Here is a 26,619-nt window from a genome sequence, read left to right on the forward strand (position 1 = left end):
TATCAGCTATCAGCTATCAGCTATCAGCTATCAGCTATCAGCTATCAGCTATCAGCTATCAGCTATCAGCTATCAGCTATCAGCTATCAGCTATCAGCTATCAGCTATCAGCTATCAGCTATCAGCTTATGGGCTACAGATGGTGCTACAGATGGTGCTATCAGCTATAGCGCTTTTTATCCTCATGAGGTACACATATTTTATTTTTTTACCTCTTCCCTCTTCCCCTCCTGGGAGGGGTTAGGGGTGGGTTCCTCTTCCCTCTTCCCTCTTCCCTGCTCCGAACGCGCCCCGCGTGGCCTACGGCCTCAGTCCCTGCTCCGAACGCGCCCCGCGTGGCCTACGGCCTCAGTCCCTGCTCCCTAAAACCCAAAAACTTGTACCTGACTAGATTAAAAACAGCTATATCAGCTATCAGCTAATGCTCTAATTGAGTTGCTACAGATGGTGCTATCAGCTATCAGCTGACGGCTGAATGCTTACTACCGAGACTTTGAATTGCTTCAAATCTCGAACTATTAAATTATTCCAAATGAAGTTTATTTTAAGCTGACGGCTGACCGCTGACCGCTGACCTTTGGCTGATAGCTGAATGCTTACATTATAGCTGAAGTGGATAGCCAAATTTGACCGAAAAGTTTAAAATCTAAAATTTACCATATAATAGTGATAAACAGGGGATTTTGGAGACTCTGTAATGGTTCAGTATCATATTCAACAAGATAGTGAAATACCTGCCTCGAAGCAGCTATTTGACCAAATTCAGTTTGCGATCGCATCCCGACAATATTCCCCAGGTCATAAACTGCCCAGTACTCGTCAGCTAGCCATGGAGACGGGTTTGCACCGCAATACCATCAGCAAGGTATATCGGCAGTTAGAAGAAACAGGACTAGTAGAGTCCCATGCTGGGTCAGGCATTTATGTTAAGGCACAGGGTCATGAAGGGGGTAATCGACGTCAGGTTGGCATTCTTAACCAGTTTTCCCCCGAAGCTTACAAGGTTGTTCAAGATAGCCTCAATCAACTTCTCGGACAAGGTTGCTCCCTTAACCAAGCTAGGGAACTATTTTTGTCGGAGATTGACTGGCGGTTACGGTGTAGCGCTAGGGTACTGGTGACAGTAGAGTCACGAGATCTTGGTGCTGGAGAATTGATGGTGCAGGAGTTAGAACAATCCTTGGGAATCCCGGTGCAGTTGGTGCCAATGGAAGAACTCTCAGAAGCTTTGGATCAAACTCACTCGGCTACAGTAGTTACTAGTCGCTATTTTATCGGTAAAGCAGAAGCGATTGTTGCCCCTAAATCTGTCCGTGTCATCCCTGTTGATATTTATGACTATGAGCCAGAACTTAAGCTAATTAAGAATCTCTCCAAAGGTAGCCGTTTAGGAGTGGTTAGCATCAGTTCTGGGATTTTAAAAATAGTAGAAATTATTATCCATAGTCTACGGGGAGATGAGTTGTTAGTGATGACGGCTCAGATCAAGGACAACTACAAACTAAAAGCTCTGGTTCGCAGTTCCCAGATAATTATTAGCGATCAGGCAAGTTATCAAAGTGTTAAAGATGCCATATTAGCCGCTCGTGAAGATATTATTCGACCACCCAAGGTGATCCGTTGTGAAAACTATATTGGTAGCAAATCGATTAATCTGCTCAAACGGGAACTGGGTTTGGGTTAACTTAAAGGTTTGATGGGATTAAAGCTATGGGATATTATGGATTATACCGCTAAAAATATCAAAATCAAAATATATTGTCCAGTAAACCGTTTTATAACATTAACTCCATCAGCTCAATTAGCTAGTTTAAATTAACTCCTTTAACTTAACTAAAGCAATTAATTATTCGTAAAATCACTGGACTTTTTAAAAACTAGCTCCAACTCTCGTCCCTTCTGCCTTCTACCTTCTGCCGTAAGCATTTAGCCGTCAGCTATCAGCTAGCTATCAGCTAATGCGCTACAGATGGTGCTACAGATGGTGCTATTGAATCAGCTATGCAGAGGTGCGACCCGTGGCGAATTTAATTCGACGACTGTAAACGCACCATTACCGACCTGCGGGGGTTTACCCCACTCACGCTTGGCATCAAGACAACAGGTAAGCATTGCTTTAATCTGAGTTACGTCAGCTGACCGCTGTTCGCTTAGCGTGAGCTAAAAGCTCACGGCTGACCGCTGATAGCTGAATACTTACGCTTAAGTTCTGCTACCTAAGGCTATATATTATAAAATTTAATTAGATCAGATCTAGGTGATGTCTGACAGCAATATCAAAAACCTAGCTGGATTAGTGTGAAAACTTTTTATATAAAGTAAAATTTCTCTAGGGTTGTTCTTTGGTTGGATCACAAGCAACCGAAATTAACTGCCAACAAGAAGATCAGCAAACATCAACGCCCCGACCCGATCAGTCCAGCAAGGGTATCCCTAGGTACATCATATTATGAAGAACACGAATTCTGGTGTAGGAGTGCAAATTGATCAAGAGCCTCAAACTTTCCCATCACCACTTAAACCAGTAGTAGAACTTAACCAGAACCTTAGTCATTCCCCTTCTATCGAGCAAATCGTCGCAGAGGCTCATGGTCACAAAGCTTCTGACATTCATATTCGAGTGGGACAGGTCCCCAGATTTAGGATTCGGGGCAAGATGTATGTGGCTAAACGTCATACCAAGGTCACAGTGGAAGTCTTTGAGGCATACCTCAATGAGATTCTCACTCCGGCTCAGAGGAAGCAGTTTGCTGAAGCCAAAGAACTGGATACTGCTATTTTTTACCCTGGCTTAGTGCGCTGTCGGGTGAATTGTTTTGACTCCCTAAACGGCGGAGCCATTGTGCTGCGATTAATCAGCCTTGATGTTCCTTCAATCGATGATTTAACTCTACCGCAAGTTTTCAAAAAAATAGTTAGCAGGGGTCAGGGAATTATTTTAATTACCGGTCCGACAGGATCAGGTAAATCAACCACTCTTGCGGCTATGATTCGCCATCTCAATGAAACAGAGTACAAACATATTGTTACGATTGAAGACCCGGTTGAATATGTCCACCGCTCCCGAAAGTGCCTGATTAGTCAGCGAGAAGTGGGATTGCACACCCATGAGTTTCACCACGCTCTGCGGTCTGTGTTACGGGAGGATCCCGATATAATTCTAATTGGGGAAATGCGCGATCGCATCACAGTTGATACTGCCCTGCAAGCTGCCCAAACCGGTCATCTGGTCTTGGGTACTCTACACACTCGCAATGCCATCAGCAGTATTAACCGTCTGTTGAATCTCTACAATCCTGATGAACAGTCAGCGATCCGCATCCAGATTGCTGAGTCCCTGTTGGCAGTTATTGCCCAACTCTTAGTACCAACCATCGATAAGGGTCGGATTGCGGTTCATGACATTTTAATCAATACCCCAACTGTACAGGATTACCTGCTTAAGGGAGAAGATGTGGATGTGTTCCGACTGATGGAAACTGAAACCATTGAAGGGATGCAAGTGATGAATCAGGCTCTCTACAACTACCTAATTGATGAAAAAATCACACCCACCGAAGCCCTTAAAGTGTCTCCTGATCCCCAGGCTTTGATACGCCAGATGCGCACTGGTGGTATAGATGCTTCCGCCTCGGCTCGTGATTGGATGAATGAAGGTTAGGAGGTTGTCTGTCAGAATTTAGAATTAAGAATGAAGAATTTAGAATGTAGCATTTAGAATGCAGAATTTAGAATGAAGAATGAAGAATGAAGAATGCAGAATGCAGAATGAAGAATGCAGAAGGCAGAAGGCAGAAGGCAGAAGGCAGAAGGCAGAAGGCAGAATGGTGAATTCCCAATTCTAAATTCTAAATTCTAAATTCCCAATTCTACATTCTTAATTCCCAATTCTACATTCTTAATTCCCAATTCTACATTCTTAATTCCCAATTCTACATTCTACATTCTTAATTCTACATTCTTAATTCTTACCTTTTACCTTGCTTCGCCAACTTCTTCTTAGACAGCTTCCGCAAACGAACTGACTGAGGTGTAATCTCTACCAGTTCATCGGGTCCAATATACTCCAAAGCCCGTTCCAAACTCATCTCCACTGGGGCTTGTAACTGCACTAATTCATCCCCAGTCGCGGAACGATGGTTAGTTAACTGCTTAGTTTTACAGACATTTAGATCTAAATCCTGAGGACGATTGTGTTCCCCAATAATCATGTTTTTGTAAACCTTGGTGCCTGGTTTAATAAAGAATACACCACGGTCTTCTCCATTTTTAAGGGCATAGAAGGTAGCCATCCCTTCTTCAAAGGCTACAATTACTCCATTGCGGCGAGTCTCTAATTCCCCAGTCATGGGACGATATTCTAGGAAGCTATGATTCATGATACCTTCACCTTTGGTCAGGCGAAGGAAGTCCCCCCGGAAACCGACTAAGCCACGGGCAGGAATCACAAAATCGATTTGGGTGCGACCATTGGCACCTACTTGCATATCTTGCATTTCCCCTTTGCGCTGTCCCAAACGCTCGATACAGCTACCAACCGCTTCTTCTGGTACATCTAGCACTAGATATTCAAAGGGTTCACAAGGTTGACCATTGACTTCCCGGTAGATCACTTGGGGTTGGGAAACTTGGAACTCATATCCTTGGCGACGCATGGTTTCGATCAGAATACCCAGGTGTAGCTCTCCACGACCAGATACTAGGAATTTATCGGGGGAGTCAGTGGGTTCTACCCGTAGTGCTACGTTTGTTTCTAATTCTCGGAATAAGCGATCGCGTAATTGTCGCGACGTTACAAAGTCCCCTTCCTTACCGGCAAAGGGCGAATCATTCACGCAGAAGGTCATTTGCAAGGTAGGCTCATCTACCTTAATTAGGGGTAAGGCTTGGGGTTCATTGGGACAAGTAATGGTTTCACCAATATTGGCATCAGCAAACCCAGCTACTGCCACGATATAACCAGCTGATGCTTCTTTTAGGTCAACTCGCTTGAGTCCTTCAAATCCCATCAACTTGGTAACTTTTGCCTGAACTATGTCCCCAGTATCCTTAACTAAAGCAGCTTGTTGACTGGCCTTAATGGTTCCGTTGTGAATTCTGCCAATCACAATCCGACCTAGGTACTCAGAATAGTCCAAGGTGGTGACTTGTAGTTGTAGGGGCTTAGCAGGGTCTCCTACTGGTGGCGGAACATGATGCAAAATTGCTTCAAACAGTGCCTGCATATCTACCGCTTCTGCATCCAAATCTTCTTTGGCGTAGCCTTGTAGACCGGAGGCAAATAGGTAGGGAAACTCACACTGGTCATCGTCTGCTCCTAATTCTAGGAACAGATCCAGGACTTTGTCGATGGCACCATAAGGGTCGGCTTGGGGTCGGTCAATTTTATTGACCACTACAATCGGGCGCAGTCCTTTTTCCAGAGCTTTTTTCAGGACAAATCGGGTTTGAGGCATTGGTCCTTCATTCGCATCCACAATTAGGATGCAGCCATCCACCATACCCAATACCCGCTCTACTTCTCCACCAAAGTCAGCGTGACCGGGAGTATCAACAATATTAATTAGGATGTCTTTGTACCGAACGGCGGTATTCTTAGAAAGAATAGTAATACCCCGCTCCCGCTCTAAATCGTTGGAGTCCATCACGCAGTCTGGAATGTCTTCCCCTTCGCGGAAGATACCGGATTGTTTGAGTAGAGCGTCAACTAGGGTAGTTTTGCCGTGATCGACGTGAGCGATAATAGCAACGTTGCGAATTGGGAGAGTCATACCAGCGCCTGGAAATAGGTAGCAGCAGTTAAAATTTTTTCTAAAGATTTCTTAATAATTCTAGCTTATCTTGGCAAGACCCGAAGAAAAATGGCTGATGCCCGACTTGTAGCATCCGGCTAAGCTAAACCTATGTATAGCAAAGGGAGTAGGGAGTAGGGAGTAGGGAGTAGGGAGTAGGGAGTAGGGAGTAGGGAGTAGGGAACTTCAGATTAAAAATTATCACAATTGATTTAGGTACCCTATCAAATTTATGCACTTTTGAGAAATTTGCGTTCGCGTAGCGTGGCCTACGGCCAATCGCTTTTAGCGGAAGCTTCGCTTCATCGCGTAGCGTGACCAAAGGTCAATCTTTGCTGCTGGTGCCATCAGTTGAGAGTTACCTGTAACTGTAGGCTTACTCGGTCAGTCCTGAATTGATTAACTGCTGACACTGGTAAGCGATCGCGTTTCAGTGGATACCTTCTTCTGGCTTTCAACCGGGGGCTGAGGAGGTGCTGACTCGTTCTCAGCCTTCAAACGCAGAGTAAAGGATTTATCAACATAGATACCTTTGGAATCAGTGCGACGGACAATCACGGTATGGCTGGTGTCTGTTTTGAAATTCATCAAGCTTTGCTCGGTAAGAGCCAGTTTATTCTCCGTCAACATAAACCGCCCGCCAGCATCATCAATTAATGAGTAGGTATACCGTTCTCCTGTTTTTGGGTTAGTCGGGGATAGGATACCAACTACAGTTCCTGGTTTCATCTGCTCAGGGATAGGTTGATCAGCTTGGTCAGACTTTTGGGCTGTTCGGCGGACATTTTCCTGACTTGTGCTGGTATCTTGGTGATGGTTTTGGTTAGCTAAGCTAGCGTTTTGAGCAAGGCGATACAGGTCAGTAAAGAAGTTATTGAGAGGTTGAATCCGCCCCTTAGCTGCTTCGACTTCGACTAAGTCACTGTTGGTCAATTCTTGAATAACGGACGATATAGAAGGGTGGGTAAAACTGTAGAGACCTTCCGCAGGAGATTCCAAAACAGCTGAGAAAGATAGATTCTCTTCACCGATCGATGGTGGTGATTGTTTAAATTTAATCTGATCTAAGGGCAAGAACAACGTAGAGGATTTAGCCAAGTTTAGCTTAGCTGTATTTTCCTTACTATCCTCAACTTGTATCGGTAAACTATTAGGGCTTGTTGCCACTGGGCTGGTGAACAGAAGTAGACCATACTTCCCTAAGCTTAAGTCTTGATTGTTTTGCTCTACAGTTTCCTCTATAGCATCAGTTTCAGAGACTGTTTCAGGGGTTGAGGATTGGTCTATCTCGCTCTCACTGATGGTAGTTAGCAAATCATCCATTGAATAGATGTTTGATTCGCTATCTTCTATGGGCACAATATTGTCAGGTTGCCCTGTTTTTGTAGAGGATTTTCCTATCCTCAGCCGAATCGGAAGCCGATGATAGTTTATCTGTAGTACAATTACTCCCCATCCTCCAAGAGATACCACTGCCCAGCCAAACAACCATAGGTATAGTGGTTTATTGGAGAGGGCGTTCAAGGGGGTTGAACTAACCGATTGATTTGCTAAGGGAGACTCTGCTGTTGAAATAAAATTATCAATGATAGTATCCTGGAGTTCCCCTCTAGTTTCTGGCTGATTTGGGGAAATCTCGATCAACTCCCTCTCTTGAGCAGATAAAAATTCTGAGTGCAATTGTTGTAGAGTTATCCAGGTTATTGGTCCAACTATACCATCCGCATTCAACCCTAGTGCTTGCTGGAATGTAGAGACAGCAGCAAAGGTATTGGAGCCGTATACACCATCCACTGGCTGTTGGTAGTATCCCAACTGTTGCAGTATAGTTTGTAGTCTAGTCACAACTTCCCCTTGGCTACCCAAACGCACTGTTGGGGGCAAGGCTATTTCTTCTGAATACCTTCCCTGGACTGTTTTGAGATTACTGAATCGAGAGTTTTGAGCAAATGCGATCGCTTCTGGAGCACTGATGCTATTGGGGGGTTTCCACTGCCCAGGGGCTTGGTTGAGCTTCTCAGTGGGCATGCAGATACTGCTGTGACTGTAGTTAAGACTAGCAGTGGCATTTTTGCAGTGGCTGTAGGCTAGTAGTAGGAGAGTTGAGGGGTCAGGCATATAGCGTTTGTATCTAGGTTGCAAACACGCTTCTTGCTGCAAAAGGCAAGAGGCAAGAGGAATTCCCCCTAACCGCCCTCAATCAGGGGAGGAGGCAAGAGGGGGAAGAGATCGGGAGTTTTATTCGACAATAAAAAAAGACCTCCTAGGTTTACATCTGATCGAGAAACGCTATAGACAGCACTTTAGTCTAGTAAGCTTTGCAGAATTTATTTTGTGAACCCGGATATTTTGGTGAGGAGGTTTGTAAAGTTTTGTAAACTATGGTAAAGGGAGTAGGGAGTAGGGAGTAGGGAGTAGGGAGTAGGGAGTAGGGAATAGGTAATAAGGAAAAAATCTCTGTACCTCATAGCTATTAAAAACGCTATATAGCCATTTTATATCCCATGAGCTACAAAGGGATCCCCCTAAATCCCCCTTAAAAAGGGGGACTTTGAGGTTGATAACCGTACGTTATAAATGCAATAAACGCTATAAGTAAATATTATTATTTATGCTAGTATAGCATTCAAAATTAAAAAAGCTTTTTCTATCAGACTATAGCGGTTTATAGTCTAATCAGGTACACATTATTTTTATCCTCTTACATTTGATGACTTCACTGCTCCCTACTCCCTACTCCCTGCTTCCTTTGCTATAAATTATCGCTATTCACTATCTGGAGTTGAAGAAGGAGATGGAACAGTTGGCGTTGGTGACAGTGACGGTTGCTGATCTATTCCCAAAAATCTTTTTATTTGCTCGTTAAATATCCCATTACCGAATAATCCTATCACTCCCGCAACCACACCAACAATTGTCATAATCCCAAGGATTTTGTTCCATAGATCTCCGCTGCTAGGGTTGGTTTTAGGGTCAGTGACTTTGATAGTATTGCGTTTCCCTTTTCCGATTTTATTTGTAGTAATAGTTTTGCTGTTATTAACACTGCCTCTATTCTTGTTATTGGAATTGGTGATGACATCGCCACCATCCGTGTTGAAAGTCTTCTTTTTAACCATATTGGTTATATCTTTTCCTCCGATGGAAACATTACCACCTTCATTATACAAATCTATATTATATGTACTTTGATTATCTCCCACAGTTTTACTAACTATGGGATCATGATATAATATCGTCTTAATAACGTCTTTTGGCTCAAGTGCATTCCAGGTTTTACGACGCATGGTATCCCTGGCAGATATCAGCCTTTGCTTAAGCCAACGTAGTTCAGGAAATTTTCCAAAAATACGCTCCAATTGATCACAGGCTTGAGGGGTTCCAAAATTTTCCAGTTGCCGTAGAATGTCATCTCTTAATCTAGCCACCTTATCCCTTGGACTGACATTATAACGTACACCATTACTATGATCGGGATCTTCGTGATAGGGATATTGCCTAACCAGCCACATATATAGATCAGCTAACTGTTTCTCATTAAGATTAAGCTCTAAGTGACCCGGAAACGAATAATAGCGATAAGCAACTGACTCAATCAAGTCTCGTCCAAGATTTGGTTCTTGCTCAAGAATCGACCATATACTAGACCAACGGTCAGCAGTTGGGTAGCGGAATAGCAATGTTAAGGCAATCATGACTCTGTCACGTTCATCTTTCTTCAAAGGCAATGGCAATGAGCTCAATGTTTGTAGATATTCTCTAGCTTTCTCTTTAGATTCATTCGAGCTATGTTTGATAAGCTCTTCTAACAGATCCCCCATACAGTTGGGCTTTATGGATTTATTTTGAGCCTTTTCTAAAATAAAATCACTTAGATGTTTATCCCAACATTTTTTAAATATTCTAATTCTAGATATAGAGTCAAACTGCTGATTTTCTTGATCGATCAGAATATCCAAAGTTTTACACACCTGATCACGAGCCTTTGAGTAAACTATCTTTACTAACTCTAAAAAGTTGTCAGAATCTAGGTTTCCAAGAGGAAAAGCGATGATAACAGGTGCCCAATGCGCCATGTTTCAGATGGAATCTTGTCAAGAATCTTTGGAGCTTTATTTAGAAGCAACAGAAATGCTCTACAACCCGCCAAGGCTGGCCAATTAACTTTATTCTTACCAATCCAATCAGTATTTATCTCTTTCTGATTTATAATATAGTTTTCGGCACCTTCAATAATCCTAGTCCGAGTAGGTTCATCAGCCTCTTTCCACCCTGGAAGCTTAGTTAAATCAGGTTCAAATTCATTAGAATAGTGTCGGCTGTATGGCTTTAGGGTCATTTCCAGATTCAACTGCCACCAAGCTGATAAGTTACCATCGTCTAATTGATCCAAACAAAGAATAACTCTCTCTCTAGGAGATGGTTCTAATAATTTTTGTTGAGGACGGGTATTCGCAGCTTTGTTTGAAGCTAGTTGTCCCTGTTCACTATTATTAAAATAAGAAGGAAATTGCTCATAGAGCCATTTTGGATTAGCAAACTTATAATACCATTCAATAGTCCTATCAATCGATTCTGTATTATCTTGATTAAATGTATCGTAGATTCTCTGGGCAAAATGTTTATGTAGTTTCTCCCATCTTGACCTAAGCACTTCATCTTGCATCCAATCCTGATCGTGATCAGCAAGTCTAGGTTTTAGGTAGATATCTCCTATTAAATTTAATACAAATTCTAATAGAGGATCCGATTCAATCATCACTAAATTAACTAGTGCTTTTAAAAGCTTCATACTCTTACCCTCTTCTTTTAGAAAATCAGATTTTAATCTTGGTTCCCTCCGCCATTTTTCTTGAAGCATTGGTACAAGTGTATTCTTGAGAAACCGTTGGTAAGAGCTATCAACAAGATTTATTTTTTTTGGAGGAGTTAAGGCATCAAACAACTCATCATCTGTCAAATAATTGCGCTTATTATTACACAGTGCTTGTAGGCAACAACCCTTAAGCCTGTCGTCCTCATCCTCCGGAAGCGGATTAAGGGCTAACGGCTTGAGTTTGAGTCTTGAATTCTTATCTCTAATCTCCCCAATAGCTTGAACAGCACTAATCCTAAGTTCAATTTTTTCCTCTGAATCAGTTGCTAAGGTAACCAATTCATTTTGGAGTTTATTCACTTCACAAACTTCAGCAATCTTGATAGCTGTATCTCGTGCATCAATTGCCTTACTTGCATCCACAATATATGGACGAAGCTGTTCCGCAAGGTTAGGATGTTTTAGTTTCTCGTATAAGCGGTAGTTAATTATTATTGTTTGAGTTAAAAGTTTTCCTTGCTCATACTCCATCAATAAATTTGAAACCACCGCTTCTTGCAAACTAGGCTCTGGAGGTATATCGCTCAGAAGTAACACATCAGGATCCGTTGTCAGAATTACCTCACGTATCTCAGGTATCATGGTGGCTAACCATGCAACAGTTTCATGGAGCTGAGGAATCAATTTATGCTCAGGGTCTTCATCCTTAGATAAATAGAAAAGACTCTGGAATAAGGAGACAGATACATGATGTTCCTTCAAATACCATGCTGCTAGAAACTCAGCATAGGTCTGATGAGACCACCCTATCAGCTTTTCACCACCGGATGAAAACAAGCCAGTATCTAAAACCTCTTTGATAGCTGGTTCAGTGATATCAAAATTTTTGCTATTAGCAACTTCGGTCTCAATGCAGAGATTTTCAATTAGAACTAGCTCATCTTTAGATGGAGCACAATCTGCATATGTTCCATTACAAACACCAAATCGATTGGCAAAAATTGTAACAGCCGCAATCCGAGCAGCAATGATCAGGCGCTGGTCTGGATCGAGACCACCCATAGCACGTGAGTCACGACGGCTAGAATTACTTTCTTCGCATAAACAGCGACAGCCATCAAGATAAATTTCATCAATCCTCTTATTTTCGAGAGACTGACCACGATCACCGTAACTCTTCATCAGAAAGTTTAGGGTGATCGGCTTGATAGCTAGGGGGACGAGGTTTTTTCTAGAAACTTCTTCTAAGAAAGATTCTGGATCAATTCCGTTAGCTTCTGCTGCTTTAACAACATCTTGACGACGAAGTGGAACTAGCTGATATATTCCTAGGGAATCTTCCCCAAAAATTTCCTTTAGTTCTGACTCAAGCACAGATGGTAAGACAGCTGTTCTACAAGCAATCCGAAGAGTTAAACGGTTAACATCTTCCTTATAATACTTAAGCTCATCAACTAAAATTGCTGCCACTGTTTCTAGTCGTAAAAGGCATTCATCAAGACTATCTAAAAATATGTGGAGCCGTTCGCGTAGCGTGGCCGAAAGGCCATGGCTACCAGATTGCCACCTAATAAATTTTGGGCTTTCAAACAGTTTCTTATTGAGTTTATCTTCCGTAGAAACTGATCGAAGATCAAGTGACAGAATTTCATCGTCTGTATTTTCAAGCTCAGCAGTCACCTTATCTTCTTCCTCCTTCATGGCTTGAGTCTTGCCGATGCCCGGTTCACCGAGGAGTATGAGGCAGGGTATTTCAGAAATTTCCCTAAAGGTTACCAACTTAGGATTGGGATTGTAACCGTTGACCGATTTAACGTCTGGATCGGATAAGTAACCATCATAGCCTAAATCGAAGCGCTCAGAGGGAGAACACCAAAATCGCTGCCAGTTATAAGTCTGATTCGACATGCTGTAGGGTTAACAGAATAGACAAGGTTTTTTCTTGATGCAGTCGCTCATGGGGGAAACCCCCAAGACCGCTTAGGTGCGCTTTCCGTTGGCGAATTAAATTCGCCACGGGTCGCACCTCTGCATCGCTTCCTAGGATAACAAGAAAAATCTCTAGCAATCCGTGTAGGAATTGTGATAATTTTTGATCCGAAGTTCCCTATTCCCTGTTCCCTTTCCTATACCTTACCGAATTAAAACCGGCTATATTATAGCAGCTGATTTTTATAATAGCATTTAACTATGCCACTTTTTAAAGTGACATAATTTCAAAACAGATCCAAAATCTATCATGGTAGAAAATAATCTAGTGTGCAATCTCCACCATCCACGTAAAAGACACACTTGTGTAATCGACACAAGATCAGACCAGGCTGCATTTAAACCAAAAACTGCATTCTACCAATAGTTTTGCTTAATAGTTGTAAGCATTCAGCTATCAGCTGTCAGCCGTCAGGTAATCAACGGGAGCTAGTAAACAAGCTGGGGGGGCTAGTACGGTTGGTTGAAAATCCCTGGTTGTTTTACTCATCCGACCCCGTGCAGTTAAAGCGCCTGCTAGCACTTCAAATAGCACCATCTGTAGCGCATAAGCACCTCAAGTAGCGTGCGCGTAGCGCATTAGCTGATAGCCTATGCGCTACGCGCAATGGGGGTTTTCCCCAGACTTTCAATTTTATTTGAAGCTGACCGCTGACCGCTGACCGCTGACCGCTGACCGCTGACCGCTGACCGCTGACGGCTGACAGTTTACTGTCAACAGTTACCAATCAACAAAACGCGCTTCATCTAAAACAGGAAAACAACCATGAAAATCGAAGCAGAAAACTCAACTCGCGTTACCCTACAAAATTACGAGGTTTTTGATAATGTAAGTGCTTCAGGCTCTAAAGCAGTCAGAATCCAAGACATTGAAACCAACGGCATAATCAGAATTGACTGGACAGAAAGTGATGGTGTTGCTGGCAAATACCATATCGGTATTGCTCACTTTGATGAAGTAGATGGAAAAGCTAAACTAATACTACGGGTTAATGGTATTGACATTGACACCTATACTTTGGAGAAAAACCTTGGTGGAGATGGACCCAACCCCCTTAACTATGTCGGTTTCACTGACTCTCTCAGCAATAGTGATCCTAATCCAAATCCTATCTTTAAAGATGTACAACTTGCCCCAGGCGATCGCATCGAAATTGTTGTAGAGGCAGATAGTCTTGATAATGAGACCTTCGAGTTAGGGCGAATTGACGCCATTGAATTTACTTCCGCTGAAGTGGATCTGTTTTGGCATAATTCTCAGACTGGTGCCATGGGAGCTTGGCGGATGCATGGGGTAATGGGTACTGACCTAGATGAGGCAGTGACGATTCAAATGGAATCCGTTAACAGTGACTGGGAGATTCGTGCTGCTGGAGACTTCAACGGTGATAGCCACAAAGATCTGGTTTGGCGCAATACCGCTAATGGAGACATTGGTATCTGGTTAATGAAGGGTTCCCAGTTCCAAGAAGCAGTATCCATCGTCCCAGTCTCAGACCTCAACTGGAAAATCCATGGCACAGGAGATTTCAACGGTGATCAGCAAACCGATCTGCTGTGGCGTAATCACTCCACTGGCGAAAATGCAGTTTGGCTGATGAATGGCACTGAGCCGATTCAGGGAGTACTAATCAAATCAGAATCAGCGAACAGTAAATGGAAGATGGTTGGTGCCGGAGACTTTGATGGAAATGATAATACGGATATTCTCTGGCTTAATACTGAAAACCAAAATCTTTACTACTGGCGCATGGCAGGTACCGATTACATAGAATCAGTATTTGTTAATAATGCACCCTTTGACAACACCTGGAAAATTCAAGGAGTTATGGATTTTGACGACAATGCTTACGATGACATTTTCTGGAGCAATACTGTTGACGGCAAGACAGGGATGTGGATGATGCATGAAAACGGTTACGACCGACCAGTAATCGCTGAGTCGGTAGATTTGAGCTGGGAAGGCCATGCCTGAAGTGACATGTGTTGACCGTTAACTGTTGACGCTTGAGTGTCAACAAACAGCGCTTAATCAAATTATGCGATCGCGTAGCGGCTCGTACCGAGCATCGCGTAGCGTGGCCTACGGCCAATCGCACTGCTGACTTGCTGCCGTTTACAATCAATTGGTCACACACCAATGGGGCGCATCCCGTGCGCCCCTAAGAGTTATTTTTATTCTATAGCGTTTATGATATAGAGTAAACTAAATGAAAATTGCGATCTTATCCCTAAATGCTGCCTTATAGCGTTTATCACAGTTATGAGGTACAGTCTCCTGGGAAGCTGATTCCCTGTTAGGTGCGCTCTTACTTGGCGAATTAAATTCGCCAAGTAAGAGCGCACCTCTTGATGCAGCGCATCCCTATTCCCTATTCCCTATTCCCTATTCCCTATTCCCTATTCCCTATTCCCTATTCCCTATTTCCTCTTCTTTCTTCCCAGATCCGCTGTTCCGGTGATCCGCTGTTCCCTAAAATCCCGAAATTGTGTACCTCATAGCTATGAGAATTGCTATATATTCTACCCGACGGTTGAAGGATGCTGGGGAAAAGCGGGGTCATGAAATGCGGGTGATTGACTATATGCGCTGTTACCTGAATATTACAGCTCACAAGCCAATGGTAATGTATCAGGGAAAACCTTTAGAAAACTTTGATGCCATTATTCCCCGGATCGGGGCATCAAAGACCTTCTATGGCACCGCTGTTGTACGGCAGTTTGAAGTGATGGATGTTTTTAGTGCTAATCCAACTCAGGCAATTTCCCGCTCCCGTGATCAACTACGCTCTCTTCAGATCCTTTCTCGTGAAGGTATTGGTTTGCCCGTAACTGGCTTTGCCCATTCAACCCAAGATATTGACGGTTTAATCGAGATGGTAGGTGGTGCTCCTTTGGTTATTAAACTATTGGAGGGTACCCAAGGCATTGGGGTGGTACTGGCAGAAACCCATCAAGCTGCCAAGTCCGTTATTGAAGCCAATCGCTGTTTAGACGCCAATATTTTAGTCCAAGAATTTATCAAAGAAGCAGGGGGTATGGATATTCGCTGCCTTGTGATTGATAGTAAGGTAGTGGCATCAATGAAGCGACAGGGAGCAGAAGGGGAATTCCGCTCGAACCTACACCGAGGGGGAACAGCAGAAAAAATCCAGTTAACCCCTGAAGAGCGTAGCACAGCAATTCGTGCTGCTAAAGCCATGGGATTACGCATAGCTGGGGTAGACATGGTACGCTCCAATCATGGTCCGCTAGTGTTGGAAGTTAATTCTTCACCAGGACTAGAAGGAATTGAAAAGGCGACTGGGGTGGATGTGGCGGGGAAGATTATTGAATTTTTGGAAAAAAGTGCTGCGAATGATAAAAAAGGTACACCTCGCAGTGGAGCTGTTCGCGATCGCATCAAGTATTAAATTGTGATTTAATTGTGATTTAATTGTGATTAAATTTTCAGCAAGCCTTTACAGAGAAAGACCGACCCCGTAGAGATAGTCAGCGATTACAAACTTAACTGGCTATCTAGGGTAAATGGACGATGATGGGGAGAGGATGGGCTGGTTATTCATTAGCTATCCTTGCTTCTGCTCTTTCTTGGGACTAGGATGCTCAGATTATATTTCTTTTCCCCTACCGGAAGCAATCCGAAAAAATGAGATGAGTAATCAGATTACTAAAAAAGCGCGATCGCTAGCTATGATCAAGGGCTTGATCGTGATTCGTGGCAAACTCTTCCAATGCTTGTGTAAGGGTACCTAATGCTGATCAATTCAATTTTGACGCAATCCTAGGTTATAGTTACTAGAAAATAGGTAAATTATTGATTAGGGTGTCAGGAATGAATCCAAGCCTGGAACAGTCAAGTATCGATACCACCAGTATGATGACATCTTCCGAACCATTGGTCGAGGTGCCGAAAATCTTGGCAGAAGAGCGCATGCAAAACGAGCGTATGCATGATGTCCTGCTGCTGCTGGAACATTTAGTAGAGAGGGAAGAAGCTACCGTGAAGCTCATCCTTGATTGCCTCTACGATGTCGGCTCAGTCAACCTGATCAACAAAAAGTTTCAATCTCGCTCCCTCAACTGGATGATGAAATCAATTGCCCGTATGTCGAAACCAGCCTTCAGAGTTGTTGCTCTGCGTTGGTTTAAGAAGAATTGTCCAGAACTAATTACTAAGTGGCTGGGGGAGCAAGTGCAAGGCAGCAGGGAGTAGGGAGCAGGGAGTAGGGAGTAGGGAGTAGGGGGAATAAAATTGAGTGTACCTCATAAGTACGAGAAACGCCTTTATGCGTAAGTCCTGAAAAGTTTACCGCTGGCTCAGCCTATCCTGACACCGAACAGCTTTTGGATAAAATAAGCTGACGGCTGAATGCTGACGGCTGAATGCTTACACCTTGAGTTAGGAATTTTCACCAACCCAATAGTTTACAAATCTGGTCAAGCAGTTGACAATTTTCTGCTTACAGAAGAATTCTGTTGTTGCTTTGATATCCGTCATTCAAAAGCTTTTTTAGCGCCCAAGGCCACTAGCATCCTCACAGTTTGTTCACAAAGTTTGATTAATCTTTCATCAGAGCTTAATCAAAGGAGCCGAATTTCTAAGTAAATACTCTGTTTCGGCCTAAACAACCAGCTGATGCCTAATGTCGTGACTATAGAGGGGAGGAGGAGATCGAAAGAGTCAATTGAGGCAAATGCCAGTTGTTAACAACTCCGATGCTACCAGATTTGCTCTAAAAACTCTGATTTAAAACTAAGGAGAACGTTGATGAACACACAATCAGAAACTGCCATTAAGCACAGTGATGTAATCAACCGGATAGTACTGAATCGCCAAAACACTGAAGAAATTGGTCGGGTAGCTGAGCTGTGGCTCGACCCAATGGCTCATAAAGTTTTGGGTTTGGTTTGCAAGTCAGGACTGCTGGGTCGCAAAAAACGGTCATTTACTTGGGCAGAAATTGAGGCGATTGGCTCCGACAGCATTCTAGTTTACCTTGACTCGGAAACCGCAGCGAAAAAACCCCCATCAGTGGAATCGATTGTGGGACATCAGTTGTGGACGGACGGAGGGAATCAGGCAGGTACTTTGGTGGACTATAGATTCGACCCCCAAACTGGAAAGGTAGTTGAGTATATCTTTGGCTCCAAGGGCTGGCGTGGTGTCACTGATGGCACCTACCGACTTCCCCCTGTCGCCATCGCTAGTGTGGGGGGTAAACGAGTGATGGCGATCGAGGCGATGGTGCAAAACGCTGAGCAGTATACCGATGGCATCAACCAAAAAGTTGCTCAGGCGGCTGAATCCTTGAAAGATGACTACGCCAAAACCAAGGAAGATATGGCGGGGCTGATGGAAGGGGCTCAGGGGCTAGCGACTCAAGTCCAAGAAAATGCTAAAACAGTAGCGGGGAATGCCCAAGAGAAGCTCTCTGATGTCGCTGGTCAAGTGCAACAGACCACTAAAGAGCTAACTGGTAATGCTCAAGATAAGTTCTCTGAGGTCACCACTCAAGTACAAGAAACTACTAAAAAAGTAGCGGAGAATAGCCAAAATAAGTTTTCTGAGGTTGCTGGTCAAGTACAACAGACTACTAAAAAAGTAGCGGAGAATAGCCAAAATAAGTTTTCTGAGGTTGCTGGTCAAGTGCAACAGACTACTAAACAGGTGACTGGTAATGTTCAAGAGAAGTTTTCTGATGTCACCACTCAAGTGCAAGAAACTACTAAAAAAGTAGCGGAGAATAGCCAAAATAAGTTCTCTGAAGTTGCTGGTCAAGCACAACAGACCACTAAGCAGCTAACTGGTAATGCTCAACAGAAGCTCTCTGAGGTCGCTGGTCAAGCACAACAGACCAATAAAAAAGTAGCGGGCAATGCCCAAGAGAAGTTTTATGAGATTGCTACTCAAGTGCAACAGACTGCTAAACAGGTGACTGGTAATGCTCAACAGAAGCTTTCTGATGTCACCACTCAAGTGCAAGAAACTACTAAAAAAGTAGCGGAGAATAGGCAAAATAAGTTTTCTGAGGTTGCTGGTCAAGCACAACAAACTACTAAACAGCTGACTGACCAGGCTAAGGAAAAACTAGTTCAAGTAAAGACAAAGTTGCCGAGTGCTGACTCCCCTACTACTACAGACGCTGCTCAGAAAGACAAGACACTCAAAGCTAGTTCTGAACCAGAATCTGCCGAAACAGCTCTTAAGCACTAACTCATTTGAGCAACGTGTTTTGTCTATACAACTCAAGGAGAAAAATACCATGAGACAAGTTGCAATACTGGTAACTAGACAATTTGCAATGGTGCTAAGTATTTTAGCGATCGCATCTTTGTTATCTCTAGCTACTGATGGTAATGAAAACTCTCAGTCTAAACCTACTCCGAGTTCACCAGAAGCAACTGCACCCCAAACACCAGCAGAAACCGCTGCATCCGAGAGAAAAGAAAAACAGAGCTCTCTGCAGAACATCATCTCTGTGTTAATGATCGCTGATCAGTAATGTAAGCATATGCGCTACTTCACAGGCTAGAAGCCTGTGCCACGCACCCTAGGCGAACAGCTCTCAGCCCTCAGCTCTCAGCCCTCAGCTCTCAGCCCTCAGCTCTCAGCCCTCAGCTCTCAGCCCTCAGCTCTCAGCCCTCAGCTCTCAGCCGTTGGCCTACGGCCAACGGCTGAATGCTTACTCAGTAATCACTTAGAAGGTAGCAAGAAACCTTTATTGAAGGAGTATTCAAACAATGATTACGACTGACAACAATAGCGATTGCGAATTTCTTCAAGAAGATAGTATATGGTCTGACCTCAGAGCACTTAGAGTTATCAATGGGCTGCAACAGGAGGTGCAAGCCCTAGAAGCCTCAGTGAAACGGCTCCAAATCTTGCTGGTTTTAAGTATTGTGATCCTAGGAGGTAGTATTGCTGCCATCAGTCCCCTTGGTGCTATGACTTACAAGCAGTTGCAGCAGCAATTTGCACCAGTAAATTCCTGGAAAACCACTCAATTAAAATGGTATTTTTTTTATTAATTATTGATGGTTAACACTAAACACTAAACACTAAACACTAGAGTATTACTCAATTAATTTTGCCCATTGTTGATCATAAATTACCTACTATCTACTACCTACTAACTAATCACTGTTCTCTTTGCTATCAACCCTCAACACTAAACAGTTTCTAATCAAGGCCATGTCTAACAACAATCATCTAAGTGAAAAAAGCACGATCAACGATTTTTTTATAGACAACAAAGCCCTTCCCAACACAGCCCTTCCTGTTGTTACCCCAGCCAATCCTCTTGCTAATCTCCAACAGCAACATATCGAAGAAGTCGCTGAAGCATTGGTGGAATTTCAAATGACTGCCATGTCCGATAAGAAGAAACATGAGCAAGAAACAAAGCAGCTACAGAAAAAAATGGGTCGCTTCACCGCTATTTGGATGATTTTAATCTTGATGGTGGGAGCAGCAGGAGCATGGACAGGATATTTCTTTTATACCCAGCTCAAGCAGCTAACTACAGAAATTACGTCATTGAAAGAGGCTCAGGGAGAATTAGAACTATAGCGTTGATTGAATTTATGAGGTACAGTTATAAACCTCAAAGTCCCCCTTTTTAAGGGGGACCAACGGGGGATACCTTTGTACCTCATGGGAGATAGAATTGCTATAGCAAAACAAGTTCAACAGCTAGAACGTCAGCTATCTGAACTTAAAAACCAAGTGCCATCGAATCTGGCAACTGACTTAGAAGCTAACCAAAAAAAACTTTCAGCACTAGAAAAACAAGTCCAAGGAGTACAAGAAAGCGTTAAGCACCGCCAACAAGCCCTAGTGGTTTTAGCCAACGCTTTTCAAGACTTGGCTAATTTTGATCAGTCTAACCCTCCTGTGACTGCGACCTCAGCGGAAAATAGTCCAAAAGGTGGGGCTGTAAATCAATAATTGAGTAAGCTATCAGCTTATGTGCTACGCACACGCTACTTGAGGTGCTACCAGCTTAAGCGCTACAGATGGTGCTACTTGAGGTGCTATTAGCTTATGCCTATAGGGCAGGCTACATCGAACAGCTTTTGAATCAAATAAGCTGACCACTGACCACTGACCACTGACCACTGACCGCTGACCGCTGACCGCTAAATTCTTACCTTACAACCCCGCTTTTTCCCGTACCAGAGGATCGAGAATTGTCAGCAAACTCAAGGGCATCAGCTCTTGACTAAGGGATTGAGCATAGGCAGCACTCAGATAAGCTTGGTACTCTGATTTACCAGCAATATAGGTTTGGAAAAATGCTAAACTCAATGCCTTCATATACTCCTGAGCAATAGTTGGGTCAGGACCAACCACTGCCTCAGGTAAGGGGACATCATCTTCTGATGGGGCGAGGGTGGAAAAGTGGGTTCCTCTCTTGAGCAATACTAGATACTTCTGTAGAGTTGTCAGCCAAGTAAAGGGTTGAATCTGTTCTGGTAACGCTGGCGCTATGGTATCACCACTACCAGCGACTACCATCAGCGGCACTTGAATTTCGCTAAGTTGGGATTTTCCTAAGACTGTGCTAGTAATTGGATTAATTGCGATCGCACCTTTAATCCGTTGATCCGATAACTGATAGTCCTGTGGTGGCAAGTCAAAGGCACGACACTGAAGTAGTAGGGATATATTCAAGGTATCCTGATTTAAAGGAGCGCAATCCTTTTGCAATTGCTCAAAATTGATCTCGGCTCCAGCAAGAGCTAAGGATGTGTAACCCCCAAAGGACTGACCTAATACTCCCACCTGTTGCAAATTTAACTGCCCTTTAAAGGAACTTTCTAGTTCATCCAGTAACAACTTAATATCCACAGGACGGTTAATAAATTCTGATGGTGGAGCTGCCTCTTTGGCAAGACCAGTTAACAAAGCCTGTATTTGATCCGCATTACTGCCTGGATGTTCCGGTACAGCCACAGCAAATCCATGGGATGCCAGGTGACGGGCTAAGTACTCAAATGTCTTCCGTTCTGAACCCAGTCCGTGGGAAATAACAATCACTGGTGCTAACCCTTCCCTTGGGGACTCTGGCAAATACAAGTCAACGGGAAACTCTCGGCGACGGCTGAGGTGATCGAAGGTAATGGTTTGCTTGGCATAGTTGACTGAACCGGGTTGCCGTAAGTCTAGGGAAAAATCGGATAAACCTCGCTCTGTCTGGGCTGCGGCTTCCTGCTCTGATGCCTGTTCCACTGCTGCAATGGCGATCTGGGTTTGCTGAATCAGCTTCGATAAGTCATCAATAATTTCAAAACCCCGTTGTGAGTTAATCCGAATGCCGTAAGTCGGAAATTCCTGCAACACATTCAAAATCGTCAACCCTTCTGGCTTAAAAGCGGCTTTGATTAAAGCAGCTCGAATGGCATAGAAACCGGGTTGACGAGCTTTGGTTTGTATGACTTCACCTACCCGTTGTAGAATTATTTCCCCTTGAGGTGAGTAGAGGAATTGAGCGATCGCTACTGGTGTGACATCAATGGGAGTGATTAAGACCTCCCGCAGTTGTTTGAATTCTTCCGGCTTTACATACCCCGCATAGAAAGCTAAGGATGGCTCAACTTTGCCAACTGTCGCATAAACTTCTAGAGCTGCGATCGGTAGAGAAAACTCGATTGGACCATAGGAAATATAGATTTTCTCTGCTGCCTCAACTGGTGCATAAATCATCACTGGGGTGACCAACAATCCTAGATTCAGCAGCAGCCATCTTAGTCTAGTTTGTGGTTTACCTTTTGCGAATCTGAACATATAGGGTTTCCAAATGATTTGTAAAACTAGATTGTCATTTTTTCTAAGACAAAAAACGCTGTATTACCTAATATTGTTATGTATCCGGAGTTTTGTGTTCCCTAACGCATTTCATTATTTGTTCACATCTCAAATGTAAATACTATAGCGCTACTACCTGTTCCCGACTCCCCACTCCCGACTCCCCACTCCCTAGTGCTGAATCGGGCCAGACATTTGTATTATTTAATAAGGATTTGTCAATTTTTGATGACATTTAGGGCTAGATTAAATAGACTGGGATTATGTTATAGCGAAATTTTGTGGTAGAGTGAATAACTCTAGCCAAGATTCAAGGTTGTTTTCCTAGAAAAGACTAACTAGTTTTTTAGTCTTTTTTGGGAGAATGGCTATGATTTTTTAAGATAAATATGATAGCGTCTTAAGATGGTGCATCTTAACAAAAACTGGGGAGCTATAAGGTGCTCATTCCAGGTAAATAGTACACTTTGTTTTCTGGGCAATTGTGTGTATAACTGTGGCTAGGGGAAACTAGTTTACTCATTGAATACAGAACATGAATACGTTAAAAGGACGCGATTTTCTAGGCTTCACAGACCTCAGTGCTAGTGACATTCAGGAACTATTGGATAAAGCCACTAAGTTAAAAAAAGGTCAGTGGAATCCTAGGTGCAATAAGGTTTTGGGATTATTGTTTTATAAGGCTTCCACACGAACACGGGTTAGTTTTTCCGTAGCTATGTACCAACTAGGCGGTCAGGTGATTGACTTAAATCCCAATGTCACCCAAGTTGGTCGTGGAGAACCGGTAGTAGATACAGCGCGAGTGTTAGATCGGTATTTGGATATTCTAGCAATTCGTACCTTTGAGCAAAAACAGTTGGAAACCTTTGCTGAATATGCCAAGATTCCAATTATTAATGCTTTGACTGATTGGGAGCATCCCTGTCAGATTTTAGCCGATTTGTTAACGATTCAGGAATGCTTTGGAACACTGGCTGGTTTGACATTGACTTATGTTGGCGACGGTAATAATGTCGCTCATTCACTAATGTTGGGCTGCGCTCTAATGGGAATGAATGTCAGAGTCGCCACACCACCAGCTTATCAACCTGATAGTGCTATTTGTGAGCTTGCCCTGAAAACCGCAGCTAGCCGCACAGAAGTAATGGTTACCAATGACCCAATAGCTGCTGCCAAGGAATCTCAAGTAATTTATACTGATGTTTGGGCAAGTATGGGTCAGGAAGCTTCAGCTGAGGAGCGAATTCCAATTTTTGAGCCTTATCAAGTTAATCAACAGTTGTTAGACCATGCCGACCCATCAGCAATTGTACTCCACTGTTTACCCGCTCACCGGGGAGAAGAAATTACAAACCAGGTAATCGAAGGCTCGCGATCGCGTGTTTGGGACCAGGCCGAAAACCGTTTACATGCTCAAAAAGCTTTACTGGTCAGTCTTTTAGGGGTTGAGTGAATGGTAAGGGAATAGGGAATAGGGAATCGGGAGTCGGAACCCACCCCTAACCCCTCCCAGGAGGGGAACGGGAGTCGGGAGTCGGAACCCACCCCTAACCCCTCCCAGGAGGGGAACGGGAGTCGGGAGTCGGAACCCACCCCTAACCCCTCCCAGGAGGGGAACGGGAATCGGGAATCGGGAATCGGGAAAAAATCCTGTTTACTTCATAGCTAGGAAAAATGCTATGACTCCCCATCTCCGGTTTCTCCCCATCTTCGGTTTCTCCCCATCTCCGGTTTCTCCCCATCTCCGGTTTCTCCCCATCTCCCCACACTTAACACACTTACCACCCTCCAAAACCGAACAATACTCTGGACAAATGACAATAGTTGATAGTACCAATGTTCTATAGAGCAATCACTAAGAACGACCATTTTTTGTCAAGAGTCTTATGGAAAACCTCACATCTGCTCAACAAGAACTCTACGATTGGCTGGTTAATTATATTCGGGTGTCACACCATGCCCCTTCGATCCGGCAAATGATGAGAGCAATGAACTTGCGCTCACCAGCACCGATTCAGAGTAGGCTGGAACATTTGCGTAGTAAGGGATATATTGATTGGACGGAAGGAAAAGCCCGGACGATTAGGCTGCTGCGGCATTCTAATTTGGGAGTTCCTGTCTTAGGAGCGATCGCAGCCGGGGGCCTAGTGGAACCCTTCACCGACACAGTTGAGGAGTTGAATATATCTGGCTTCTTCCACCAACCAGGTAACTTTGCTCTGCGGGTTACTGGAGACAGCATGATCGAAGACTTAATTGCAGAAGGGGATGTGGTGATTATGCGACCAGTGCCTGATCCCGATGACATCAAGAATGGTTTAATTGTCGCGGCACGGGTGGATGGACATGGTACAACCTTGAAACGTTTCTATCGTAAGGGTCACAAAGTTACTCTCAAACCCTCTAATGCTAAGTACCACCCCATAGAAGTGATGGCAAAACATGTTCAGGTTCAAGGAGTATTAGTTGGTGTCTGGCGGGGATATGAGCAGCATCTAACACCAGCAGCGATACATTAGACTTCCCAACAGTTGTCCGGAATAGGGAACAGAGTTTCCTATTCCCTGGGCTATAATTAGTCTCTACGACTCTTCATTATCATCTTCCTCTTCTGCCTCTCTAATCGCTTCATCTAGCCGGTCATTAGCATCCTTAGCTAGCTTAACAAAACGCATACTTGATGCTAATCCCACACTGGTAGTAACTATTCCATCAGATAGCTTGTTGGACATTAATAATCCTGCCCCGATTAGACCCACAATCCCGCTTATAATTGTAGCCCCGACAAGCAAGTTAAAGGCAAGCTTGGCTTGACGAATGCGCTCGTTAAAGTAGGTGGTTTCTGGGTCAGATTCTTTGTTTGATTTAGACATGATTTATTCAGCCTTTAGTTGAGTAACCCTCTTATCTCCAACTATAGGCTCAATAAATTAATATTAGTAATTTGTGATTTCAAAGTTCACTTAGTTCACGATTTTTACTATTGGTGAATATCAAAAAATATCTCCGTGATTAGTTGTTCACTGCTTTCTAAAAAATCGTGAAACTAGGGAATAGGTAGTAGTTGATGTAGGGTGGGCAGTAAGTATCATCCCGATGGTAAGCTTTGGAATTAGTATGATTACTGCCCACCTTACGATTGATTTTACTCTATCTTACAATTAATTTTCTGTTGGTGGGCAGAGAAGTTGATGTAGGGTGGGCAGTAAGTATAATCCCGATGGTAAGCTTTGGAATTAGTATGATTACTGCCCACCCTAGGATTCATTTTACTCTATTTTACAATTAATTTTCTGTTGGTGGGCAGAGTAGTTGATGTAGGGTGGGCAGTAAGTATAATCCCGATGGTAAGCTTTTAAATTGGTATGATTACTGCCCACCTTACGATTCATTTTAGCAAAAATTTATACAACTACTATTTTATAATTTATTTTCTGCTGGTGGGCAGTGCCGATTTAACCTGCTACAAGCTTTGAAATTGCTATCAAGCACTGCCCACCCTACGATTCATTTTACTGACTACAAGCTAAAAAAAAATATAGGAACACTGCCCACCCTACGATTCATTTTAACTTACGATTCATTTTACTATATTTTACAATTTATTTTCTGCTGGTGGGCAGTGCCAATTAAAGCTACTACAAGCTTTGAAATTGCTATCAAGCACTGCCCACCCTACGATTATACGATTTATTTCACTCTCCACAATCTCCATATTTCGTAATAAAAAAAAATCTCTAAATACCTTGACAAATGATTAATTTATAAATATATTAATAATATAATCAATTTACACGAGTCACGATTCATGACCAACAACATTCCGCCTAACTCCGATGACAATAACACCCCAGAAAACCCTGGTCGCAAACGTAAGAAAGTCAAGCACTTATTGGTTGGTTCTCCTGAACAAGTTCGGAAGACAATTCTTGCCATTTATGGCCTTAAGTACGCCTACCCCGATGAGTGGAGCACTCCCGAGCCCACCGGTAAGCCTGGTGAGGTGATGACTTTTTTGATTCGCTATTTTTACGTAAACTAGGATAGTAATTTGCCAGCGATGCAGCGCGGTCTTGGGGGTTTCCCCCATGAGCGACTGCATCAAGACAGGGTTTTGACGCCCTGGCGACCATAAGTGAAACTTGTTTTGTGGAGGTTAGTTTACTGAGTTAGAAGTTGGAATGTTGTTGTTTTGGATCAGTTGCTGA

The 26,619-nt window shown here is 43.4% G+C and carries 28 protein-coding genes and 1 pseudogene; 16 read left to right on the forward strand and 13 right to left on the reverse strand.

Translation table 11 applies throughout. The features are described 5' to 3' along the window. Positions 1-244 (forward strand): annotated as a pseudogene (locus F6K38_RS17650) (hypothetical protein); the annotation flags it as partial. 209 nt (positions 245-453) lie between these two features. Here the strand turns inward: F6K38_RS17650 and F6K38_RS17655 are convergent. Continuing rightward, a complete protein-coding gene (locus F6K38_RS17655; protein ID WP_287357053.1) occupies positions 454-624 on the reverse strand; it encodes a hypothetical protein in 171 nt (56 codons plus the stop codon). A gap of 73 nt (positions 625-697) precedes the next feature. On the opposite strand from F6K38_RS17655, the gene F6K38_RS17660 reads away from it, so the two are divergent. Together F6K38_RS17660 and F6K38_RS17665 are read left to right on the forward strand one after the other, a co-directional pair. Beyond that, entirely contained in the window at positions 698-1,684 is a 987-nt protein-coding gene (locus F6K38_RS17660) for a GntR family transcriptional regulator (protein ID WP_008190220.1), read from the forward strand. A 765-nt stretch (positions 1,685-2,449) separates the two neighbouring features. Continuing rightward, on the forward strand, positions 2,450-3,661 hold the full coding sequence (locus F6K38_RS17665; RefSeq protein WP_008190218.1) for a type IV pilus twitching motility protein PilT: 1,212 nt from the start codon (positions 2,450-2,452) through the stop codon (positions 3,659-3,661). A gap of 307 nt (positions 3,662-3,968) precedes the next feature. Here F6K38_RS17665 and typA read toward each other — a convergent pair whose 3' ends face one another. The 8 genes from typA to F6K38_RS17705 all read right to left on the reverse strand — a co-directional run bounded on the left by typA (position 3,969) and on the right by F6K38_RS17705 (position 13,325). Continuing rightward, complete coding sequence (gene typA / locus F6K38_RS17670; RefSeq protein WP_008190216.1) at positions 3,969-5,771, reverse strand: translational GTPase TypA; 1,803 nt, start codon at positions 5,769-5,771, stop codon at positions 3,969-3,971. Positions 5,772-5,901: 130 nt separating this feature from the next. Beyond that, on the reverse strand, positions 5,902-6,114 hold the full coding sequence (locus F6K38_RS17675; RefSeq protein ID WP_131826878.1) for a hypothetical protein: 213 nt from the start codon (positions 6,112-6,114) through the stop codon (positions 5,902-5,904). A gap of 77 nt (positions 6,115-6,191) precedes the next feature. Then, entirely contained in the window at positions 6,192-7,952 is a 1,761-nt protein-coding gene (locus tag F6K38_RS17680; RefSeq protein WP_287263235.1) for a peptidoglycan-binding domain-containing protein, read from the reverse strand. Between the two features lie 167 nt (positions 7,953-8,119). Beyond that, positions 8,120-8,260, reverse strand: coding sequence for a hypothetical protein (locus F6K38_RS17685; RefSeq protein WP_287357054.1), 141 nt, complete (start codon positions 8,258-8,260; stop codon positions 8,120-8,122). 297 nt (positions 8,261-8,557) lie between these two features. Further along, on the reverse strand, positions 8,558-9,868 hold the full coding sequence (locus F6K38_RS17690) for a hypothetical protein (protein ID WP_287294620.1): 1,311 nt from the start codon (positions 9,866-9,868) through the stop codon (positions 8,558-8,560). After that, on the reverse strand, positions 9,820-12,516 hold the full coding sequence (locus F6K38_RS17695; RefSeq protein ID WP_287357055.1) for an NACHT domain-containing protein: 2,697 nt from the start codon (positions 12,514-12,516) through the stop codon (positions 9,820-9,822). Before F6K38_RS17695 ends, F6K38_RS17690 begins: the two co-directional genes overlap by 49 nt. Continuing rightward, entirely contained in the window at positions 12,497-12,625 is a 129-nt protein-coding gene (locus F6K38_RS17700) for a hypothetical protein (RefSeq protein WP_267872112.1), read from the reverse strand. The genes F6K38_RS17695 and F6K38_RS17700 overlap by 20 nt, the downstream gene beginning before the upstream one ends. 496 nt (positions 12,626-13,121) lie before the next feature. Then, a complete protein-coding gene (locus F6K38_RS17705; RefSeq protein ID WP_131826875.1) occupies positions 13,122-13,325 on the reverse strand; it encodes a hypothetical protein in 204 nt (67 codons plus the stop codon). 38 nt (positions 13,326-13,363) lie between these two features. Here F6K38_RS17705 and F6K38_RS17710 point away from each other — a divergent pair, with 38 nt between their 5' ends. The 10 genes from F6K38_RS17710 (at position 13,364) to F6K38_RS17755 (ending at position 20,548) form a co-directional block, all read left to right on the forward strand. Then, on the forward strand, positions 13,364-14,572 hold the full coding sequence (locus F6K38_RS17710) for an FG-GAP repeat domain-containing protein (RefSeq protein ID WP_287357057.1): 1,209 nt from the start codon (positions 13,364-13,366) through the stop codon (positions 14,570-14,572). A gap of 32 nt (positions 14,573-14,604) precedes the next feature. Beyond that, positions 14,605-14,763, forward strand: a complete 159-nt coding sequence (locus tag F6K38_RS17715; protein ID WP_154659961.1) for a hypothetical protein — start codon at positions 14,605-14,607, stop codon at positions 14,761-14,763. 186 nt (positions 14,764-14,949) lie between these two features. After that, entirely contained in the window at positions 14,950-15,099 is a 150-nt protein-coding gene (locus F6K38_RS17720) for a hypothetical protein (RefSeq protein ID WP_287298242.1), read from the forward strand. Positions 15,100-15,101: 2 nt separating this feature from the next. Then, the gene (rimK, locus tag F6K38_RS17725) at positions 15,102-16,010 is read left to right on the forward strand and encodes a 30S ribosomal protein S6--L-glutamate ligase (RefSeq protein ID WP_287357059.1); all 909 of its coding nucleotides are present in this window, start codon (positions 15,102-15,104) and stop codon (positions 16,008-16,010) included. Between the two features lie 422 nt (positions 16,011-16,432). Next, positions 16,433-16,813, forward strand: a complete 381-nt coding sequence (locus tag F6K38_RS17730; protein WP_008190197.1) for a hypothetical protein — start codon at positions 16,433-16,435, stop codon at positions 16,811-16,813. A gap of 555 nt (positions 16,814-17,368) precedes the next feature. After that, a complete protein-coding gene (locus F6K38_RS17735) occupies positions 17,369-18,814 on the forward strand; it encodes a PRC-barrel domain-containing protein (protein ID WP_287266078.1) in 1,446 nt (481 codons plus the stop codon). A 49-nt stretch (positions 18,815-18,863) separates the two neighbouring features. Beyond that, entirely contained in the window at positions 18,864-19,103 is a 240-nt protein-coding gene (locus F6K38_RS17740) for a hypothetical protein (protein WP_008190191.1), read from the forward strand. 238 nt (positions 19,104-19,341) lie between these two features. Beyond that, positions 19,342-19,629, forward strand: a complete 288-nt coding sequence (locus F6K38_RS17745; RefSeq protein WP_287266084.1) for a hypothetical protein — start codon at positions 19,342-19,344, stop codon at positions 19,627-19,629. A 163-nt stretch (positions 19,630-19,792) separates the two neighbouring features. Continuing rightward, the gene (locus tag F6K38_RS17750; RefSeq protein WP_008190188.1) at positions 19,793-20,170 is read left to right on the forward strand and encodes a hypothetical protein; all 378 of its coding nucleotides are present in this window, start codon (positions 19,793-19,795) and stop codon (positions 20,168-20,170) included. A gap of 84 nt (positions 20,171-20,254) precedes the next feature. Then, complete coding sequence (locus F6K38_RS17755; protein WP_008190185.1) at positions 20,255-20,548, forward strand: TroA family protein; 294 nt, start codon at positions 20,255-20,257, stop codon at positions 20,546-20,548. Between the two features lie 204 nt (positions 20,549-20,752). On the opposite strand, the gene F6K38_RS17760 is transcribed toward F6K38_RS17755, so the two are convergent. Next, positions 20,753-22,387: an alpha/beta hydrolase gene (locus F6K38_RS17760; RefSeq protein ID WP_008190184.1), complete on the reverse strand. Its 1,635-nt coding sequence runs from the start codon at positions 22,385-22,387 to the stop codon at positions 20,753-20,755. A gap of 556 nt (positions 22,388-22,943) precedes the next feature. Here F6K38_RS17760 and argF point away from each other — a divergent pair. Continuing rightward, on the forward strand, positions 22,944-23,864 hold the full coding sequence (gene argF / locus F6K38_RS17765) for an ornithine carbamoyltransferase (RefSeq protein WP_008190182.1): 921 nt from the start codon (positions 22,944-22,946) through the stop codon (positions 23,862-23,864). Here argF and F6K38_RS17770 read toward each other — a convergent pair. Together F6K38_RS17770 and F6K38_RS17775 are read right to left on the reverse strand one after the other, a co-directional pair. Continuing rightward, complete coding sequence (locus tag F6K38_RS17770; RefSeq protein WP_287357061.1) at positions 23,825-24,004, reverse strand: hypothetical protein; 180 nt, start codon at positions 24,002-24,004, stop codon at positions 23,825-23,827. The genes argF and F6K38_RS17770 overlap by 40 nt on opposite strands. Positions 24,005-24,006: 2 nt before the next feature. Beyond that, positions 24,007-24,153, reverse strand: a complete 147-nt coding sequence (locus F6K38_RS17775) for a hypothetical protein (RefSeq protein WP_287313204.1) — start codon at positions 24,151-24,153, stop codon at positions 24,007-24,009. A gap of 144 nt (positions 24,154-24,297) precedes the next feature. Here F6K38_RS17775 and lexA point away from each other — a divergent pair, with 144 nt between their 5' ends. Then, positions 24,298-24,930 (forward strand): transcriptional repressor LexA, encoded by a 633-nt coding sequence (gene lexA / locus F6K38_RS17780; protein WP_287266088.1) that lies wholly within the window; start codon positions 24,298-24,300, stop codon positions 24,928-24,930. A gap of 63 nt (positions 24,931-24,993) precedes the next feature. Here lexA and F6K38_RS17785 read toward each other — a convergent pair whose 3' ends face one another. Then, positions 24,994-25,284 carry a TRADD-N-associated membrane domain-containing protein gene (locus F6K38_RS17785; RefSeq protein ID WP_008190174.1) on the reverse strand — a complete coding sequence of 97 codons (291 nt, stop codon included), beginning with the start codon at positions 25,282-25,284 and terminating at the stop codon, positions 24,994-24,996. A 935-nt stretch (positions 25,285-26,219) separates the two neighbouring features. On the opposite strand from F6K38_RS17785, the gene F6K38_RS17790 reads away from it, so the two are divergent. Continuing rightward, on the forward strand, positions 26,220-26,453 hold the full coding sequence (locus tag F6K38_RS17790) for a hypothetical protein (protein ID WP_287313205.1): 234 nt from the start codon (positions 26,220-26,222) through the stop codon (positions 26,451-26,453). Positions 26,454-26,619: the final 166 nt, after the last annotated feature.

Origin of the sequence: Moorena sp. SIO3B2 (assembly GCF_010692525.1) — a bacterium.
Lineage (GTDB): Bacteria > Cyanobacteriota > Cyanobacteriia > Cyanobacteriales > Coleofasciculaceae > Moorena > Moorena producens.